This is a genomic window from Pseudomonas salomonii (assembly GCF_900107155.1).
Lineage (GTDB): Bacteria > Pseudomonadota > Gammaproteobacteria > Pseudomonadales > Pseudomonadaceae > Aquipseudomonas > Aquipseudomonas salomonii.
The window spans coordinates 613,239-629,941 of record NZ_FNOX01000001.1 but is presented as its reverse complement, the minus strand read 5'-3'; the positions used below and the strand labels follow the sequence as shown (position 1 = coordinate 629,941).

General features: G+C 60.6%; 14 protein-coding genes. 12 read left to right on the top strand and 2 right to left on the bottom strand.

The features are described from left to right. Positions 1 to 93 precede the first annotated feature (93 nt). Positions 94 to 564: a Cys-tRNA(Pro) deacylase gene (gene ybaK, locus BLV67_RS02975; protein WP_017137036.1), complete on the bottom strand. Its 471-nt coding sequence runs from the start codon at positions 562 to 564 to the stop codon at positions 94 to 96. Between the two features lie 325 nt (positions 565 to 889). Here ybaK and BLV67_RS02970 point away from each other — a divergent pair, with 325 nt between their 5' ends. The 4 genes from BLV67_RS02970 (at position 890) to glpD (ending at position 6,006) form a co-directional block, all read left to right on the top strand. Continuing rightward, positions 890 to 1,747 carry an MIP/aquaporin family protein gene (locus BLV67_RS02970; protein ID WP_056857650.1) on the top strand — a complete coding sequence of 286 codons (858 nt, stop codon included), beginning with the start codon at positions 890 to 892 and terminating at the stop codon, positions 1,745 to 1,747. A 77-nt stretch (positions 1,748 to 1,824) separates the two neighbouring features. Next, positions 1,825 to 3,330, top strand: coding sequence for a glycerol kinase GlpK (glpK, locus tag BLV67_RS02965; RefSeq protein WP_017137034.1), 1,506 nt, complete (start codon positions 1,825 to 1,827; stop codon positions 3,328 to 3,330). 95 nt (positions 3,331 to 3,425) lie between these two features. Further along, the gene (locus BLV67_RS02960; protein WP_010212755.1) at positions 3,426 to 4,181 is read left to right on the top strand and encodes a DeoR/GlpR family transcriptional regulator; all 756 of its coding nucleotides are present in this window, start codon (positions 3,426 to 3,428) and stop codon (positions 4,179 to 4,181) included. Positions 4,182 to 4,467: 286 nt separating this feature from the next. Then, complete coding sequence (glpD, locus tag BLV67_RS02955) at positions 4,468 to 6,006, top strand: glycerol-3-phosphate dehydrogenase (RefSeq protein WP_065928905.1); 1,539 nt, start codon at positions 4,468 to 4,470, stop codon at positions 6,004 to 6,006. 49 nt (positions 6,007 to 6,055) lie between these two features. Here glpD and BLV67_RS02950 read toward each other — a convergent pair whose 3' ends face one another. Then, positions 6,056 to 6,766, bottom strand: a complete 711-nt coding sequence (locus tag BLV67_RS02950; RefSeq protein WP_069786195.1) for a tetratricopeptide repeat protein — start codon at positions 6,764 to 6,766, stop codon at positions 6,056 to 6,058. Between the two features lie 223 nt (positions 6,767 to 6,989). On the opposite strand from BLV67_RS02950, the gene BLV67_RS02945 reads away from it, so the two are divergent. The 8 genes from BLV67_RS02945 to BLV67_RS02910 all read left to right on the top strand — a co-directional run bounded on the left by BLV67_RS02945 (position 6,990) and on the right by BLV67_RS02910 (position 16,622). Further along, a complete protein-coding gene (locus tag BLV67_RS02945) occupies positions 6,990 to 9,215 on the top strand; it encodes a TonB-dependent receptor (protein ID WP_244160689.1) in 2,226 nt (741 codons plus the stop codon). 388 nt (positions 9,216 to 9,603) lie between these two features. Further along, positions 9,604 to 10,530: a glutamate/aspartate ABC transporter substrate-binding protein gene (locus BLV67_RS02940; protein WP_065928902.1), complete on the top strand. Its 927-nt coding sequence runs from the start codon at positions 9,604 to 9,606 to the stop codon at positions 10,528 to 10,530. A 194-nt stretch (positions 10,531 to 10,724) separates the two neighbouring features. Next, entirely contained in the window at positions 10,725 to 11,471 is a 747-nt protein-coding gene (locus BLV67_RS02935) for an amino acid ABC transporter permease (protein WP_017137031.1), read from the top strand. Then, positions 11,471 to 12,142 (top strand): amino acid ABC transporter permease, encoded by a 672-nt coding sequence (locus BLV67_RS02930; protein ID WP_017137030.1) that lies wholly within the window; start codon positions 11,471 to 11,473, stop codon positions 12,140 to 12,142. Before BLV67_RS02935 ends, BLV67_RS02930 begins: the two co-directional genes overlap by 1 nt. Further along, entirely contained in the window at positions 12,139 to 12,873 is a 735-nt protein-coding gene (locus BLV67_RS02925; RefSeq protein WP_017137029.1) for an amino acid ABC transporter ATP-binding protein, read from the top strand. The genes BLV67_RS02930 and BLV67_RS02925 overlap by 4 nt, the downstream gene beginning before the upstream one ends. Positions 12,874 to 13,045: 172 nt before the next feature. Further along, positions 13,046 to 14,947, top strand: a complete 1,902-nt coding sequence (aauS, locus tag BLV67_RS02920) for a two-component sensor histidine kinase AauS (RefSeq protein ID WP_069786193.1) — start codon at positions 13,046 to 13,048, stop codon at positions 14,945 to 14,947. Then, on the top strand, positions 14,947 to 16,284 hold the full coding sequence (gene aauR, locus BLV67_RS02915; protein WP_065928900.1) for a two-component response regulator AauR: 1,338 nt from the start codon (positions 14,947 to 14,949) through the stop codon (positions 16,282 to 16,284). The genes aauS and aauR overlap by 1 nt, the downstream gene beginning before the upstream one ends. Continuing rightward, complete coding sequence (locus BLV67_RS02910; protein WP_069786192.1) at positions 16,284 to 16,622, top strand: GlpM family protein; 339 nt, start codon at positions 16,284 to 16,286, stop codon at positions 16,620 to 16,622. The genes aauR and BLV67_RS02910 overlap by 1 nt, the downstream gene beginning before the upstream one ends. Positions 16,623 to 16,703: the final 81 nt, after the last annotated feature.

Below are 16,703 nucleotides of genomic sequence, written 5' to 3'. Positions count from 1 at the left end.
CGGTGTGTCAGCTGACAGATTCATTACTGAACCACCGCATTCGCGAGCAAGCCCGCTCCCACATTGGATCTCAAAAGCTTCAAAATATGAGTTTCAGCCCCGCCCAATCGGCGCAAATTTGGCCTGGGTATGCTCGGCCAGCACCGCTGCAGCCAGTTCCACTTCCAACCCCCTTCTGCCGGCACTCACATGAATCGTCGCAAACTGTTGCGCGGTCTCATCGATAAAGGTGCGCAAACGCTTCTTCTGCCCCAACGGGCTGATGCCGCCCAACAGGTAGCCGGTAGAACGCTGCGCCGCGACCGGATCGGCCATCTCGGCTTTTTTAACCCCGGCCGCATGGGCCAGCGCCTTCAAGTCCAGACTTCCGACGACCGGCACCACCGCCACCAACAATTCACCTTTCTCACTGCTGGCCAGCAACGTCTTGAACACCTGCGCCGGGTCGAGCCCCAATTTTTCCGCGGCCTCCAGGCCATAAGATGCGGCCTTGGGGTCGTGCTCGTAACTGTGGATGCGATGTTCGGCGCGAACTTTTTTCAACAGGTCCAGTGCGGGGGTCATGTCTACTCCTGGCGCAGCAAAAAGATCGCCAATTCTAGGCCAAGCCCGCACAAAACGCTCTAGTGCGACCCTCCTGCTGTGAACACTTGCAGCCTCCCCCGTGATCATTCACCAGACCAATAGTTCGAAAATGACCAATGGTTCACTTTCGACCTTTGACAGCGGTCATTCTTGTCTATATTTTTTCGTTTCCGAATACTGTAGGAATAGTGCTCCAGTGTTCCAGCGGGAAGCCGCAGTCAGGATGGGGATCCTGATTACGGTGAAAATCGCGCAATCGCCCGTTGAGGCTATGCGCCAACAAGAACAACAATCGAGGTTTGCCATGACTACTGCTCTTCAACAGCCTTCACTTTCGAGCCAATGCATGGCCGAGTTCCTGGGGACTGCGCTTCTGATCTTCTTCGGTACAGGATGTGTCGCTGCGCTCAAGGTCGCGGGTGCCAGCTTCGGGCTGTGGGAAATCAGTATTATCTGGGGCATCGGCGTGAGCATGGCGATCTACCTCACGGCCGGTATTTCCGGGGCGCACCTCAACCCGGCCGTGAGTATCGCCCTGTGCATCTTTGCCGATTTTGAAAAACGCAAACTGCCTTTCTATATCCTCGCGCAAATCGCTGGCGCCTTCTGCTCGGCGGCGCTGGTTTACACGCTGTACAGCAACCTCTTTTTCGATTACGAACAAACTCACCATATGGTGCGCGGCTCCCAGGCCAGCCTGGAATTGGCGTCGGTGTTCTCCACCTACCCGCATGCCTTGCTGAGCACGGCCCAGGCATTCCTCGTGGAAATGGTCATCACCGCCATCCTGATGGGCGTGATCATGGCCCTGACCGACGATAACAACGGCCTGCCCCGCGGCCCGTTGGCCCCACTGCTGATCGGCCTGCTGATTGCGGTAATCGGCAGCGCCATGGGCCCGCTGACCGGCTTTGCGATGAACCCGGCGCGGGATTTCGGCCCCAAGCTGATGACCTTTTTCGCCGGCTGGGGTGAAATGGCCTTTACTGGCGGCCGCGATATTCCTTACTTCCTGGTACCGATTTTCGCGCCGATTGTCGGCGCCTGCCTCGGCGCAGCGGCGTACCGCGGGCTGATTGCCCGCCACCTGCCAAGCGCCGCACCTGCTATAGCTGAAGAAACACCTGACACGGCTGTCAACGGCAAGACTCGTATTTCCTGAAAGCGCCGGCCTGGTGCCCCTGCCCTTCACGGCCCAGGCTGATTTCCGACTTCCTTATTTCGTCCAAGGCAATTGACATGACCGACATTCAGAATAAGAACTACATCATTGCCCTCGATCAGGGCACTACCAGTTCGCGGGCGATCATCTTCGACCGGGACGCCAACGTGGTCTGCACCGCCCAGCGTGAATTCGCTCAGCATTACCCGCAAGCCGGCTGGGTCGAACATGACCCGATGGAAATTTTCGCCACCCAGAGCGCGGTAATGGTTGAAGCCCTGGCACAAGCCGGCCTGCACCATGACCAGGTCGCCGCCATCGGTATCACCAACCAGCGTGAAACCACCGTGGTCTGGGACAAGATCACCGGCCGCCCGATCTACAACGCGATCGTGTGGCAGTGCCGCCGCAGCACCGAGATCTGCCAGCAGCTCAAGCGCGACGGCCACGAGCAATACATCAGCGACACCACCGGCTTGGTCACCGACCCGTACTTCTCCGGCACCAAGCTCAAGTGGATCCTCGACAACGTCGAAGGCAGCCGCGAGCGTGCGCGCAACGGCGAACTGCTGTTCGGTACCGTCGACAGCTGGCTGATCTGGAAATTTACCGGCGGCAAAACCCACGTCACCGACTACACCAACGCCTCGCGCACCATGCTCTTCAACATCCACACCCTGGAGTGGGATGCGAAGATGCTGGAGATCCTCGACGTGCCGCGCGAAATGCTGCCGGAAGTGAAGTCCTCCTCGGAAATCTACGGCCGTACCAAAAGCGGCATCGCCATCGGCGGGATTGCCGGTGACCAGCAAGCTGCGCTGTTCGGCCAGATGTGCGTAGAAGCAGGCCAGGCCAAGAACACTTACGGTACCGGTTGCTTCCTGCTGATGAACACCGGCGACAAGGCTGTGAAATCCAAGCACGGCATGCTCACCACCATCGCTTGCGGCCCACGTGGCGAAGTGGCTTACGCCCTCGAAGGCGCGGTCTTCAACGGTGGCTCCACCGTGCAATGGCTGCGTGACGAGCTGAAAATCATCGCCGACGCCACCGACACCGAATACTTCGCCGGCAAGGTCAAGGACAGCAACGGCGTGTACCTGGTGCCCGCCTTCACCGGCCTGGGCGCCCCGTACTGGGACCCGTATGCCCGTGGCGCGCTGTTCGGCCTGACCCGTGGCGTGCGTGTGGATCACATTATTCGTGCCGCCCTGGAGTCGATTGCCTACCAGACCCGCGACGTGCTGGACGCCATGCAACAGGACTCGGGCGAACGCCTCAAAGCCCTGCGTGTGGACGGCGGCGCGGTGGCCAACAACTTCCTGATGCAGTTCCAGGCCGACATCCTCGGCACCCAGGTCGAGCGCCCGCAAATGCGCGAGACCACGGCACTTGGCGCCGCGTACCTGGCAGGCCTGGCCTGCGGTTTCTGGGGCAGCCTGGACGAACTGCGTGGCAAGGCCGTGATCGAGCGCGAATTCGAACCACAGCTTGATGAAGCCGCCAAAGAGAAGCTCTACGCCGGCTGGCAAAAAGCAGTCAGCCGCACCCGCGACTGGGAACCGCACGAAGGCGCTGAATAAGCCAACCGCCGGACCCATATCGGGTTGTAACTGGCGGGGAGTCGATTGCTGCGGCATCATGGGCCACTTTTGTATGGCAGCCCAAAGGACGCCCCATGAATCTGCCTCCCCGCCAACAACAAATCCTCGAACTGGTGCGCGAACGCGGCTACGTCAGTATCGAGGAGATGGCGCAGCTATTCGTTGTCACCCCGCAAACCATCCGCCGCGATATCAACCAGCTGGCGGACGCCAATCTGCTGCGCCGCTACCACGGCGGCGCGGCCTATGACTCCAGTGTCGAAAACACCGCGTACGCCATGCGGGCCGACCAGATGCGTGACGAAAAACAACGCATCGGCGAAGCCATTGCCGCGCAAATCCCTGATCACGCCTCGCTGTTTATCAATATCGGCACCACCACCGAGTCCATCGCCCGTGCGCTGCTCAATCACAACCACCTGAAAATCATCACCAACAACCTCAACGTCGCGACCATGCTCAGTGCCAAGGACGACTTCGATGTGCTGTTGACCGGCGGCAACGTGCGCCGTGACGGCGGTGTGGTGGGCCAGGCGAGTGTCGACTTTATCAACCAGTTCAAGGTCGATTTTGCCTTGGTGGGCATCAGCGGCATTGATGAAGACGGCAGCCTGCTGGACTTCGATTATCAGGAAGTCAGGGTTTCCCAGGCGATCATCGCCAATGCACGCCAGGTGATTCTCGCGGCGGACTCAAGCAAATTCGGGCGCAATGCCATGATTCGCTTGGGGCCGATCAGTCTGGTGGACTGTTTGGTGACTGATCAGCAGCCGGTGCCGGCACTTGTTCAGTTATTGAATCAGCATAAGGTTCGGCTGGAAGTGGTTTAGCGCCTGCACTGGCGCCTTCGCGAGCAAGCCCGCTCCCACAGTTAACCGCATTCTCATGCTGGAACTCGGTCAACTGTGGGAGCGGGCTTGCTCGCGAAGGCGATTTAACCAGCACCCCTTCTATTGAGCCTTCCCCCGGCTCATGTTCACAATTCTTCCTTTCCCCACCCTTCGATGAGTTTTTTCAATCGAAGTCAGGTGGCTGTGCGCGCGTTTATCAGCTACCATTTTCGCAAATGAACATTAATGTTCGAATTCCAAGACGAAAAGATCGCGAGGCCAGCCGATGAACCTTTCCACCTTGCCTGCTCCACCGCTTGCCGAAGTCTATGACGTCGCCGTAATTGGCGGCGGGATCAATGGCGTCGGCATTGCAGCAGACGCAGCCGGGCGCGGTTTGTCGGTATTCCTTTGCGAAAAGGACGACTTGGCCAGCCACACCTCTTCGGCCAGCAGCAAGCTGATCCACGGTGGCCTGCGCTACCTCGAACATTACGAATTCCGCCTGGTGCGCGAGGCGCTGGCAGAACGTGAAGTGCTGCTGGCCAAGGCCCCGCACATCGTCAAGCAGATGCGCTTTGTCTTGCCGCACCGTCCGCACCTGCGCCCGGCGTGGATGATTCGCGCGGGCCTGTTCCTGTACGACCACTTGGGCAAGCGCGAGAAACTCGCCGGGTCCAAGAGCCTCAAGTTCGGCCCCGACAGCCCGCTGAAAAGCGAAATCACCAAAGGCTTCGAATACTCCGACTGCTGGGTCGATGACGCACGTCTAGTCGTGCTCAACGCCATGGCCGCCCGCGAAAAAGGCGCGCATATCCACACCCAGACCCGTTGCGTCAGCGCACATCGCAGCAACGGCATGTGGGAAATGAACATGGAGCGCGCCGATGGCAGCCTGTTCTCGATCCGCGCCCGCGCCTTGGTGAATGCCGCCGGCCCGTGGGTCGCCAAGTTCATCAAGGAAGACCTGAAGCTGGACTCGCCTTACGGCATCCGCCTGATTCAGGGCAGCCACTTGATCGTGCCGAAACTCTACGAAGGTGCGCACGCGCACATTCTGCAGAACGAAGACCAGCGCATCGTCTTCACTATTCCGTACCTGAACCACCTGACCATCATCGGCACCACCGACCGTGAGTACACTGGCGATCCGGCGAAGGTTGCGATTACCGAAGGTGAAACCGACTACATGCTCAACGTGGTCAACGCGCACTTCAAGAAGCAGCTGAGTCGCGACGACATCGTGCACACCTACTCCGGCGTGCGCCCGCTGTGCAACGACGAATCGGACAACCCGTCGGCCATCACCCGCGACTACACCCTGTCACTGTCTGGCGGTAAGGGTGAAGCGCCGATCCTGTCGGTGTTCGGTGGCAAGTTGACCACCTACCGCAAGCTGGCCGAGTCGGCGATGGCGCAACTGGCACCGTTTTTCACGCAGATGCGCCCAAGCTGGACCGCCACCGCGAGCCTGCCGGGCGGCGAAGACATGACCACGCCAGAAGCCCTGGCCGAAGCGATTCGCGCCAAGTTCGACTGGGTACCCAGCGAGATCGCACGCCGTTGGTCCACCACGTACGGCAGCCGTACCTGGCGCTTGCTCGAAGGTGTGCAATCGTTGGCTGACTTGGGCGAGCACCTGGGTGGCGGCCTGTACACCCGCGAAGTCGATTACCTGTGCGCCGAAGAATGGGTGACGCAACCGCACGATGTGCTGTGGCGCCGCACCAAGCTGGGCTTGTTCACCACACCGCAAGAGCAGGACAACCTGCAGCGTTACCTGTCCAAGGTTGAGCAAAACCGCGCAAAGATTGAAGCGGCCTGATCGCAGGCCGTAACCAGAAGCCCCTGCACCGCAAGGTCCAGGGGCTTTTTTATGTCGCGAGTGCCAGGCGCTGATAACGCAGGCCCATGTCTCGAATCGCGCTGGACGCCGCGCTCAGCAGCACCGGATAAGCCGCCTGCAGAAACCCCGGCGTCGCCGTCGCCAGCGCACGCTCAAGCCATACGCAAGCCTGGGCTTCATCGCCCTCTGCCACCAACTCCGCAGCATGGTTGTACTGCCCGCGAAAATCTCCGGCCTCGGCCGAGCGCTGATACCACGCTTTGGCCAGGCGCAGATCCTTGGGCACCACCACACCCTCATGGTGGAAACGCCCCAGCAGGTTCATCGACTTGGCGTGGCCCTTATCCGCCGCCTGCGCAAACAGCGCATACGCCGCGCCCAGGTCACGTTCCACACCGCGCCCGCCGGTGAGCAATTGCGCGTAGTTGTACAACCCCCAATCCAGGCCCAGGTCGGCGGCGTGTCGGTAATGCTGCGCGGCATCCGCCAGATCGATGGCGCAGCCCCAGCCATTCTCCAGGCAGCGCCCGATCATGTTGATCGCCATGGGGTGGCGCTGGCGTGCGGCGATGCGAAACCAGGTCAACGCCAGCGCCTCATCCTTCTGCACGCCACGGCCGTCGAGCAACAGCTGCGCCAGTGCTGCCTGCGCGTCGGCATCGCCCAGTTGCGCGGTATGCATGACCCAACGTGCATAGGCGCGTGGGTTTTCACCGATATTCGACGGATCGCTCTGCATGGCAGCCCTGTATTGCGATCGAGGACCGCAAAAGTTTCATGAATTATTTCGTTACAAACTATTACATTTGAGATCATTTATCAATTACGATCGCCTCTCACTTTCACTCACGCGAGAATAATCAATGGCTACCGGGATCAGTTCTGCCCCCCTTTCATCGCGGCATTTGCTCGCGTCGGCAGTGGGTTTGGCAGTGGCTGCGCAGGGAGGATTCAGTTATGCGGTGGAGACTGCAGCAGATGACGGCACGGGCGTAATCCAGCTCGGCGCGACCAGTATCGAAGGTCAGGCGCCGAGCCAGAGCACTTACAACCCCGCCGCTCCCTCATCCCCCAAGTACACCGAGTTGCTGCGCGATACGCCGCAGACCATCACGGTGGTGCCCAAGGAAGTCATCCATGACCAGAACCTGCTGACCCTGCGCGATGTGCTCAGCACCGTGCCCGGCATCACCTTTGGTGCCGGCGAAGGCGGCAGCGGTTATGGCGACAGCATCAACCTGCGCGGCTTCTCGGCCAGCGGCGACATCTACGTCGACGGCGTGCGCGACAGCGCGCAATACAGCCGCACCGACCCGTTTAACCTGGAACAGGTCGAAGTGGTCAGCGGCGCAAGCTCGGTGTACTCGGGTTCCGGTGCAGTCGGCGGCACCATCAACCTGGTGACCAAGCAACCTGAGCTGCGCGATAAAACCACGATCAGCGCCGGTATCGGCACCGACAGCTACAAGCGCCTCACCCTGGACACCAACCAGCAACTCAACGACACCACCGCCTTCCGGTTGAACCTGATGGCCCATGGTAACGACGTGCCGGGCCGCGATTATGAAGATTACTCGCGCTGGGGCATCGCGCCCTCTATTGCCTTCGGCCTGGGCACGCCAACCCGCGTCACCGTCAGTTATGAGCATCAGAAAGACGACAACACGCCGCAATACGGCATTCCTATCTACAACGGCAAACCGATGCCGGGCGTGGGCTGGAGCGACTACTACGGCTACCACAACATCAATGACCAGCAAATCACCTCGGACGCGTTCAGCCTGAAGCTTGAGCACGACTTCAACGATGCCGTATCGGTGCGCAACTTCACCCGCGTCGAGCGCGTGCGCCAAGACCTGCGCGCCTCCGGCCCCGAAGGCGCCCAGGCCGGCTGCCTCGCCACCGGCACCCAGATCACCGGCGCCCCGTGCACGGGCGGGCTCAAACCCGGCTACTTCCAGCCAAGCGGCGGCTCGCTGGGTAACGAGCGCAACACCCAAAACAAGATGTTCACCAACCAGACTGACGTGACCAGCCACTTCAGCACCGGTTTCGTCGAGCACACATTGGTCACCGGCATCGCCATCAGCCGCGAGGAATACGAGGCGGACACCGGCAAATGGCTGACCAACGCCAACGGCAGCACCCTCGTGCCGCCACCGGTCAGCTTCAGCGACCCGAACTCGGAATGGAACGGCCCGGTCAACTTCACCCGTGCCGCGCATATCGACGGTGCGCTTAACAACCGCGCCGCCTATGCCTTCGACACGCTCAAGCTCAGCCCGCAATGGGAAATCAACGGCGGCCTGCGCTACGAGCACAACGCCGGCAGTTCGGTGACCAACGCCTACTCCAGCACCGGCGTGGAGACCCCTGGCGGGCGCTTCGGCCAAGCGGATGACCTGACGTCCTATCGCCTGGCGCTGGTGTACAAGCCGGCCGAAAACGGCAGCCTCTACATCGCCTACGGCAACAGCAAGACGCCGTCCCAGGCCAGCGTGAACGGCAGTTGCTACACCCCGGCCAAGAACAACACGGCGGCCATCAACAACTGCAACGTCTCCCCGGAAACCGCGGTCAGCTACGAAATCGGCACCAAGTGGGACTTCTTCGACAACGCCCTGTCGATCACTGGCGCAGTCTTTCGCAATGACCGCACCAACTACAAAGTCGCCAGCAATGACCCAACCAACCTGAGCGGAACGCAATCGCTCGACGGTAAGGCACGTGCGGACGGCGTTGCATTGGGTCTGAGCGGCGCGATCACGGACAAATGGAAGGTCTTCGCCAACTACACCTACCTCGACACCCGCGTACTGCGCAGCGCCAGCGACTTCACCCTGGCAAGTACCGGCTTCGACGCGCAGAAAGGTGAACCGCTACCGTTCACGCCAAAACACGCGGCCAGCCTGTGGACGGTGTACGACCTGCCGTATGACTTCCAAGTGGGCTACGGCATCACTGCGCAATCCAGGCAGTACCTGGTCAGCGCCGCCGGGGCACCGACTGCGCCTGGCTACGCGGTACAGCGTGCGATGCTCGGGTATAAGGTCAATAAACAGCTGAACCTGCAGTTGAACGTCAACAACCTGTTCGACAAGCAATACCTGACGCGCATCCGCAACAACGGTTGGGCCGTGCCGGGTGATGGGCGTGCGGCGGTGGTGTCAGCGGACTACACCTTCTAAGAGCGGATCTCGGTCAAAAATGTGGGAGCGGGCTTGCTCGCGAATGCGGTGGATCAGTTAAAGCTGTATTGACTGACACTGCGCATTCGCGAGCAATCCCGCTCCCACATTTGGATCTCCATCTATCCGTATCAAGCATTCGGTTTTCCGAACACCAAACCCCACCCTATTCGGTTTGCCGGACCGAAGCGTTACAAATCCCTCGTAACACAAAGTTAATCTCCTTATAAATCAACCAAATAACCTTTTATTTCCGGTATGGCACGACTCATGCTCTACACTCCCTGACGATTGCCTGAGGCGCCTTAGGAGCCGTCACGGGCAGTCGCAGTACAAAGAGAGCCGCTTAGCAGGCTTCATAAAAAAAACAAATGTCGAGGAAGTATTGATGCGCATCGTTCCCCATATCCTGGGCGCAGCTATCGCTGCTGCTCTGATCAGCACTCCAGTTTTCGCCGCCGAACTCACCGGCACACTGAAGAAAATCAACGACTCCGGCACCATCACCCTCGCTCACCGCGACAGCTCCATTCCGTTTTCCTACATCGCGGATGGCTCGGGCAAACCCGTGGGCTACTCCCACGATGTTCAGTTGGCTGTGGTAGAAGCCCTGAAAAAAGACCTGAACAAGCCCGACCTGAAGACCAAGTACAACCTGGTGACTTCGCAGACTCGTATCCCGCTGATCCAGAACGGCACTGCGGACCTTGAGTGCGGCTCCACCACCAACAACGCCGAACGCGCCCAGCAAGTTGATTTCACCGTCAACATCTTCGAAATCGGCACCCGTCTGCTGGTCAAGAAGGACAAGGATGGCAAGCCGTCCTACGCTGACTTTGCCGACCTGAAAGGCAAAAACGTCGTGACCACCGCCGGCACCACGTCCGAGCGCATCATCAAAGCGATGAACGCCGACAAGCAGATGGGCATGAACGTCATCTCCGCCAAAGACCACGGCGAATCCTTCCAGATGCTCGAAAGCGGCCGTGCCGTTGCGTTCATGATGGACGACGCCCTGCTGGCCGGCGAAGAAGCCAAGGCCAAGAAGCCGGACGACTGGGTCATCACCGGTACTCCGCAGTCCTTCGAAGCCTACGCGTGCATGGTGCGTAAAGACGACCCGGCCTTCAAGAAAGCCGTGGATGACGCCATCGTCGCCCTGTACAAATCCGGCGAGATCAACAAGATCTACAGCAAGTGGTTCGAGAGCCCGATCCCACCAAAAGGCCTGAACCTGAACTTCCCGATGAGCGAAAAGGTTAAGGAGCTGATCGCTAACCCAAGCGACAAGCCAGCCCCCGACGTAAAAATCTGATACCTGACTAAGCTTATGTCCTGAGGGAGCCAACCCTCCCTCAGGCGTCTGTTACTACCTGCTGGCTTTAATGTGGAACACTCGACCTGGCGGTTTTCGAGCCGATCGCGTGTGCCTGGCGTTCACCGTCAGGCGGGAAAGGATCTTCCCCAAGCAGGTGCTTGTACATCGATCGATCTCGAGGGGAGACCCTAATGAATTACAACTGGGACTGGGGCGTGTTCTTCAAGTCCACGGGCGTTGGCAGCGAGACTTATCTCGACTGGTACATCGCCGGTTTGGGCTGGACCATCGCCATCGCTGTCGTGGCATGGATCATCGCCTTGTTGCTTGGCTCCATTCTGGGCGTCATGCGCACCGTGCCAAACCGTCTCGTAGCGGGCATCGCGACCTGCTACGTGGAACTGTTTCGTAACGTGCCGCTGCTGGTGCAGTTGTTTATCTGGTACTTCCTGGTGCCCGATATGCTGCCGCAGAACCTGCAGGACTGGTACAAACAAGACCTCAACCCGACCACCTCGGCCTACCTGAGCGTTGTCGTGTGCCTGGGCCTGTTCACCGCCGCCCGTGTGTGCGAACAAGTGCGTACCGGCATCCAGGCGCTGCCACGTGGCCAGGAAGCTGCGGCGCGCGCCATGGGCTTCAAGCTGCCGCAGATCTACTGGAATGTGCTGCTGCCCCAGGCCTACCGCATCATCATTCCGCCGCTCACCTCGGAATTCCTCAACGTGTTCAAGAACTCCTCCGTGGCGTCCTTGATCGGCTTGATGGAACTGCTGGCGCAAACCAAACAGACCGCCGAGTTTTCGGCCAACCTGTTTGAAGCCTTCACCCTGGCCACGTTGATCTATTTCACCTTGAACATGAGCCTGATGTTGCTGATGCGCGTGATCGAGAAGAAAGTCGCGGTGCCCGGCCTGATCTCCGTGGGGGGTAAATAATGGACTTCGATTTCAGCGGTATCATCCCCGCCATCCCGGGCCTGTGGAACGGCATGGTCATGACCTTGCAGTTGATGGTCATGGGCGTGGTCGGCGGCATTGCGCTGGGTACGGTCCTGGCGCTGATGCGCCTGTCGTCCAGCAAACTGCTGTCACGCCTGGCCGGCGCCTACGTGAACTACTTCCGCTCGATCCCGCTGCTGCTGGTGATCACCTGGTTCTACCTGGCGGTGCCGTTCGTGTTGCGCTGGATCACCGGCGAAGACACCCCGATCGGTGCGTTCACCTCCTGCGTCGTGGCCTTCATGATGTTCGAAGCCGCGTACTTCTGTGAAATCGTGCGGGCCGGCGTGCAGTCGATTCCCAAGGGCCAGATGGGCGCAGCCCAGGCGATGGGCATGACGTATGGCCAGACCATGCGCCTGATCATCCTGCCCCAGGCGTTCCGCAAGATGACCCCGTTGCTGCTGCAACAGTCGATCATCCTGTTCCAGGACACCTCGCTGGTCTACACAGTGGGCCTGGTGGACTTCCTCAACTCCGCCCGCTCCAACGGCGACATCATCGGCCGCTCCAATGAGTTCCTGATCTTTGCCGGTGTCGTCTACTTCATCATCAGCTTTTCCGCCTCGCTGCTGGTCAAGCGTCTGCAAAAAAGGTTTGCCGTATGATCTCTATCAAGAACATCAACAAGTGGTATGGCGACTTCCAGGTGCTGACCGATTGCAGCACTGATGTCAAAAAAGGCGAAGTGATCGTGGTGTGCGGCCCATCGGGTTCGGGCAAATCCACCCTGATCAAGTGCGTCAACGCGCTGGAACCGTTCCAGAAGGGCGACATCGTGGTCGACGGCACCTCCATCGCCGACCCGAAGACCAACCTGCCCAAACTGCGCTCGCGCGTGGGCATGGTGTTCCAGCACTTCGAGCTGTTCCCGCACCTGACCATCACCGAAAACCTGACCATCGCGCAGATCAAGGTGCTGGGCCGCAGCAAGGAAGAAGCCACCAAAAAAGGTCTGCAACTGCTTGACCGTGTGGGCCTGTCGGCACACGCCCACAAGCATCCGGGCCAGCTCTCCGGCGGCCAGCAACAGCGTGTGGCCATTGCCCGCGCCCTGGCCATGGACCCGATCGTCATGCTGTTCGACGAACCGACCTCGGCACTCGACCCGGAAATGGTCAACGAAGTGCTCGACGTGATGGTGCAACTGGCCCACGAAGGCATGACCATGATGTGCGTGACCCACGAAATGGGCTTCGCGCGCAAAGTGGCCGACCGTGTGATCTTCATGGACGCCGGCAAGATCATCGAAGACTGCCCGAAAGAAGAGTTCTTCGGCGACATCAGCGCCCGCTCCGAACGCGCGCAGCACTTCCTTGAGAAAATCCTGCAGCACTAAGCCCTACATAGCTCCCACTGCTGAAACAAGGCCCATGTGGGAGCGGGCTTGCTCGCGAATAGGGTGGGTCAGTCGATGCATTCAGCGACTGACACACCGCCTTCGCGAGCAAGCCCGCTCCCACATTGGACCGAGCAGGCCGGCAAGCTCTGGTTGACCCAAGGCATCTGTGATGAAATGCGACCCCAACCAATTTCGCGCCGCACCGCCATCACTTGCCGTGAAACCTCGTCTGATTCGCCAACTGTTCCTGCCGCCGTTGATCATCGCCCTGATGATCGGCCTGGGTTACATCGGCTTCTGGGTCAGTGAGTACTATGGCATCCGCACCCTCAGCGACAACGGCGAGCGCCAGCTCGAACTGCATGCCCGCACCGTCGAAAGCGAGCTGAGCAAATACACCTACCTGCCCAGCCTGCTGGAGCTGGAATCCAGCGTCTCCAGGCTGCTGGCCGACCCGAGCCAGGAAACCCGGCAAACGGTCAACGGTTACCTCGAAGGCCTGAACCGACGCAGTCGCAGTCGGGCCATCTACGTGATGGACACCACCGGCCGCGTGCTGGCCACCAGTAACTGGCGCGATGCCGACAGTTACCAGGGTGAAGACCTGTCCTTCCGTGCCTATTTCCAAAATGCCGTGCGCGGCCAGCCCGGCCGTTTCTATGGCATTGGCAGCACCAACGGCGAACCCGGTTACTACCTGGCCCACGGCCTCGAAGAGCATGGCAAGATCATCGGCGTGGCCGTGGTCAAAGTGCGCCTTGAAGCCCTCGAAGAACGCTGGCAACGCGCGCGTCTTGAAGCCTTTGTGAGCGACGAAAACGGCATCATCATCCTTTCCAGCGACCCGGCCCGGCGCCTCAAGGCCGTGCGCCCGCTGAGCGATGACACCAAGGAACGCCTGGCCCACAGCCTGCAATATTACTGGGCAACGTTGAACGAGCTGGAGCCGTTGGCCCGCGAGCGTCTCAACGAAGGCTCCGAGAAACTCACCTTCCCGGCCAACAGCGAAGTGGTCAACGACGAGCGTGAAGTCAGCTACCTGGCCCAGACCCGCCCGCTCAGCGACACGCCGTGGAACTTCACCCTGCTGACCCCGCTTAACGACCTGCGCCGCGCCGCGATCAATCAGGGCATTCTGGTGGCGGTCGCCTTTGGCCTGGTCGCGTTCCTGCTGATCGCCTGGAACGAGCGGCGCAAAGTCATCGCCACCCGCCTCGCTGCGCGCGAAGCCTTGCAGGAAGCCAACAGCCAGCTGGAACGACGGATTGCCGAACGCACCGCCGACCTGCGCGCCAGCAACGAACGGCTCAAGGGCCAGATCCGTGAACGCCGCCAGGCCGAAGAAACCCTGCGTCGCGCCCAGGACGAACTGGTGCAGGCCGGCAAGCTGGCCGCCATCGGCCAGATGTCGACCAGCATTGCCCATGAATTGAACCAGCCGCTGGCGGCATTGCGCACGCTGTCGGGCAACACGGTACGCTTCCTCGAACGTGGCGCCCTCGACACCGCCAGCGCCAACCTCAAGACCATCAACGAGCTGATCGACCGCATGGGCCGCATCACCGCCAGCCTGCGCTCGTTTGCCCGGCGCGGTGATGACCAGGGCGAAGCCAACCTGGGCAAAGCCGTGGACGCCGCCTTCCAGGTGCTGGGCGCGCGCCTGGACGGCTTGCCATTGACCGTGCACCGCGACTTCGCCCCCGCCCGGCTGCAGATCGACCAGACCCGCCTGGAGCAGATCCTGGTCAACCTGATCGGCAACGCGCTCGATGCGATGCAAGCTCAGCCGACCCCCGAACTATGGTTGGACGGCCAGGGCGCCGACGGTAAATACCGTCTGCACGTGCGCGACAATGGCCACGGTATCGACCCCGAGGCGCGCAAACATTTATTCGAACCGTTCTTCACCACCAAACCCGGCGAACAAGGCCTGGGCCTGGGCCTGACCCTCTCCGCCAGCCTGGCGGCGGCCACCGGCGGCAACCTCGCCGTGGAACACCCGGCCAGTGGTGGTACTGCCTTTGTCTTGTGCCTGCCGTTGGTGGGCACCCAAAAAGCTGAGTCGACATGATGAGTACCGATCCTAAAGACCTCACCGTTCTGATCGTCGAAGACGACCCCCATGTGCTGCTCGGCTGCCAGCAAGCGCTGGCGCTGGAAGACATTCACAGCGTGGGCGTGGGCAGTGCCGAGGAAGCGCTCAAGCGCATCGGCGAGAACTTTGCCGGCATCGTCATCAGCGACATTCGCCTGCCAGGCATCGACGGCCTGGAGCTGCTGACCCGCCTCAAGGCCCTGGATAAAAGCCTGCCGGTGGTGCTGATCACCGGCCATGGCGATATCTCGATGGCAGTCGGCGCCATGCGTAACGGCGCCTACGACTTCATGGAAAAACCCTTCTCCCCCGAACGCCTGGTCGATGTGGCGCGCCGCGCCCTTGAGCAACGTGGGCTGGCACGGGAAGTCTGGTCGCTGCGCCGCCAACTGGCCGAGCGCGACTCGCTGGAAGGCCGCATCATCGGCCGCTCGCCCGCCATGCAGAACCTGCGCGAGCTGATCGCCAACGTCGCTGACACCTCGGCCAACGTGCTGATCGAAGGCGAAACCGGCACCGGCAAGGAACTGGTCGCGCGTTGCTTGCACGATTTCAGCCGGCGCCACGACCACCAGTTCGTTGCCCTGAACTGCGGCGGCCTGCCGGAGAACCTGTTCGAAAGCGAAATATTCGGTCACGAAGCCAACGCCTTTACCGGCGCGGGCAAGCGGCGTATCGGCAAGATCGAACACGCCCATGAGGGCACGCTGTTCCTCGACGAAGTGGAAAGCATGCCAATCAACCTGCAGATCAAGCTGCTGCGCGTGTTGCAGGAACGCACCCTGGAACGCCTGGGCTCCAACCAGAGCGTGGCGGTGGATTGCCGGGTGATTGCCGCGACCAAATCCGACCTTGACGAGCTGAGCCGCGCCAGCCAGTTCCGCAGCGACCTGTACTACCGCCTTAATGTGGTGACCCTGGAATTACCACCGCTGCGCGAGCGCCGCGAAGACATTCTGCAGTTGTTCGAACACTTCCTGCAGCAGTCCTCCTTGCGTTTTGACCGCAGTGTGCCGGAGCTGGACAACCAGACCGTATCGACCCTGATGAGCCACGACTGGCCAGGCAACGTGCGTGAACTGCGCAACGTCGCCGAGCGCTTTGCGCTGGGCTTGCCGGCCTTCAAGAAAAGCGGCGCCGGCAGCAGCAATCACGGCCTGGCCTTTACCGAAGCGGTGGAAGCCTTCGAGCGCAACCTGCTCAACGATGCCCTGCAACGCAGCGGCGGCAACCTCACCCAGGCGAGCCTGGAACTGGGAATGGCCAAGACCACGCTGTTCGACAAGGTCAAGAAATACGGGTTGAGCCACTGATGGACTTACTACTGAAAGCCGCCCTGGGCGCGGCGGTGGTGCTGATCCTGGCGGCGCTGGCGAAGACCAAAAACTACTACATCGCAGGGCTGGTGCCGCTGTTTCCGACCTTTGCGCTGATCGCGCATTACATCGTCGGCAAGGGCCGTTCGCTGGACGACCTGAAGACCACCATCCTGTTTGGGATGTGGTCGATCATTCCGTATTTTGTGTATTTGGCGACACTGTACGTGATGGTCGACCGCATGCGCCTGGAGGCGTCACTCGCCGTGGCGGCGGTGGCGTGGCTGATGGCGGCGACCGTGCTGGTGAGCGTGTGGGTACGCGTCCACGCCTGACACACCTCAAACTGATCGTTCCCACGCTCCGCGTGGGAATGCCGCTTGTGACGCTCTGCGTTACGCTTCGGGACGCGGAGC

Excerpts from the sequence above, each read along its gene's own strand:
- aauS (WP_069786193.1), top strand. The coding sequence starts at position 13,046 with ATGAAATGCGACCCCAACCAATTTCGCGCCGCACCGCCATCACTTGCC.
- BLV67_RS02910 (WP_069786192.1), top strand. The coding sequence starts at position 16,284 with ATGGACTTACTACTGAAAGCCGCCCTGGGCGCGGCGGTGGTGCTGATC.
- BLV67_RS02950 (WP_069786195.1), bottom strand. The coding sequence starts at position 6,766 with ATGCAGAGCGATCCGTCGAATATCGGTGAAAACCCACGCGCCTATGCA.
- BLV67_RS02970 (WP_056857650.1), top strand. The coding sequence starts at position 890 with ATGACTACTGCTCTTCAACAGCCTTCACTTTCGAGCCAATGCATGGCC.
- glpK (WP_017137034.1), top strand. The coding sequence starts at position 1,825 with ATGACCGACATTCAGAATAAGAACTACATCATTGCCCTCGATCAGGGC.
- BLV67_RS02940 (WP_065928902.1), top strand. The coding sequence starts at position 9,604 with ATGCGCATCGTTCCCCATATCCTGGGCGCAGCTATCGCTGCTGCTCTG.
- BLV67_RS02935 (WP_017137031.1), top strand. The coding sequence starts at position 10,725 with ATGAATTACAACTGGGACTGGGGCGTGTTCTTCAAGTCCACGGGCGTT.
- BLV67_RS02930 (WP_017137030.1), top strand. The coding sequence starts at position 11,471 with ATGGACTTCGATTTCAGCGGTATCATCCCCGCCATCCCGGGCCTGTGG.
- BLV67_RS02960 (WP_010212755.1), top strand. The coding sequence starts at position 3,426 with ATGAATCTGCCTCCCCGCCAACAACAAATCCTCGAACTGGTGCGCGAA.
- BLV67_RS02925 (WP_017137029.1), top strand. The coding sequence starts at position 12,139 with ATGATCTCTATCAAGAACATCAACAAGTGGTATGGCGACTTCCAGGTG.
- glpD (WP_065928905.1), top strand. The coding sequence starts at position 4,468 with ATGAACCTTTCCACCTTGCCTGCTCCACCGCTTGCCGAAGTCTATGAC.
- ybaK (WP_017137036.1), bottom strand. The coding sequence starts at position 564 with ATGACCCCCGCACTGGACCTGTTGAAAAAAGTTCGCGCCGAACATCGC.
- aauR (WP_065928900.1), top strand. The coding sequence starts at position 14,947 with ATGAGTACCGATCCTAAAGACCTCACCGTTCTGATCGTCGAAGACGAC.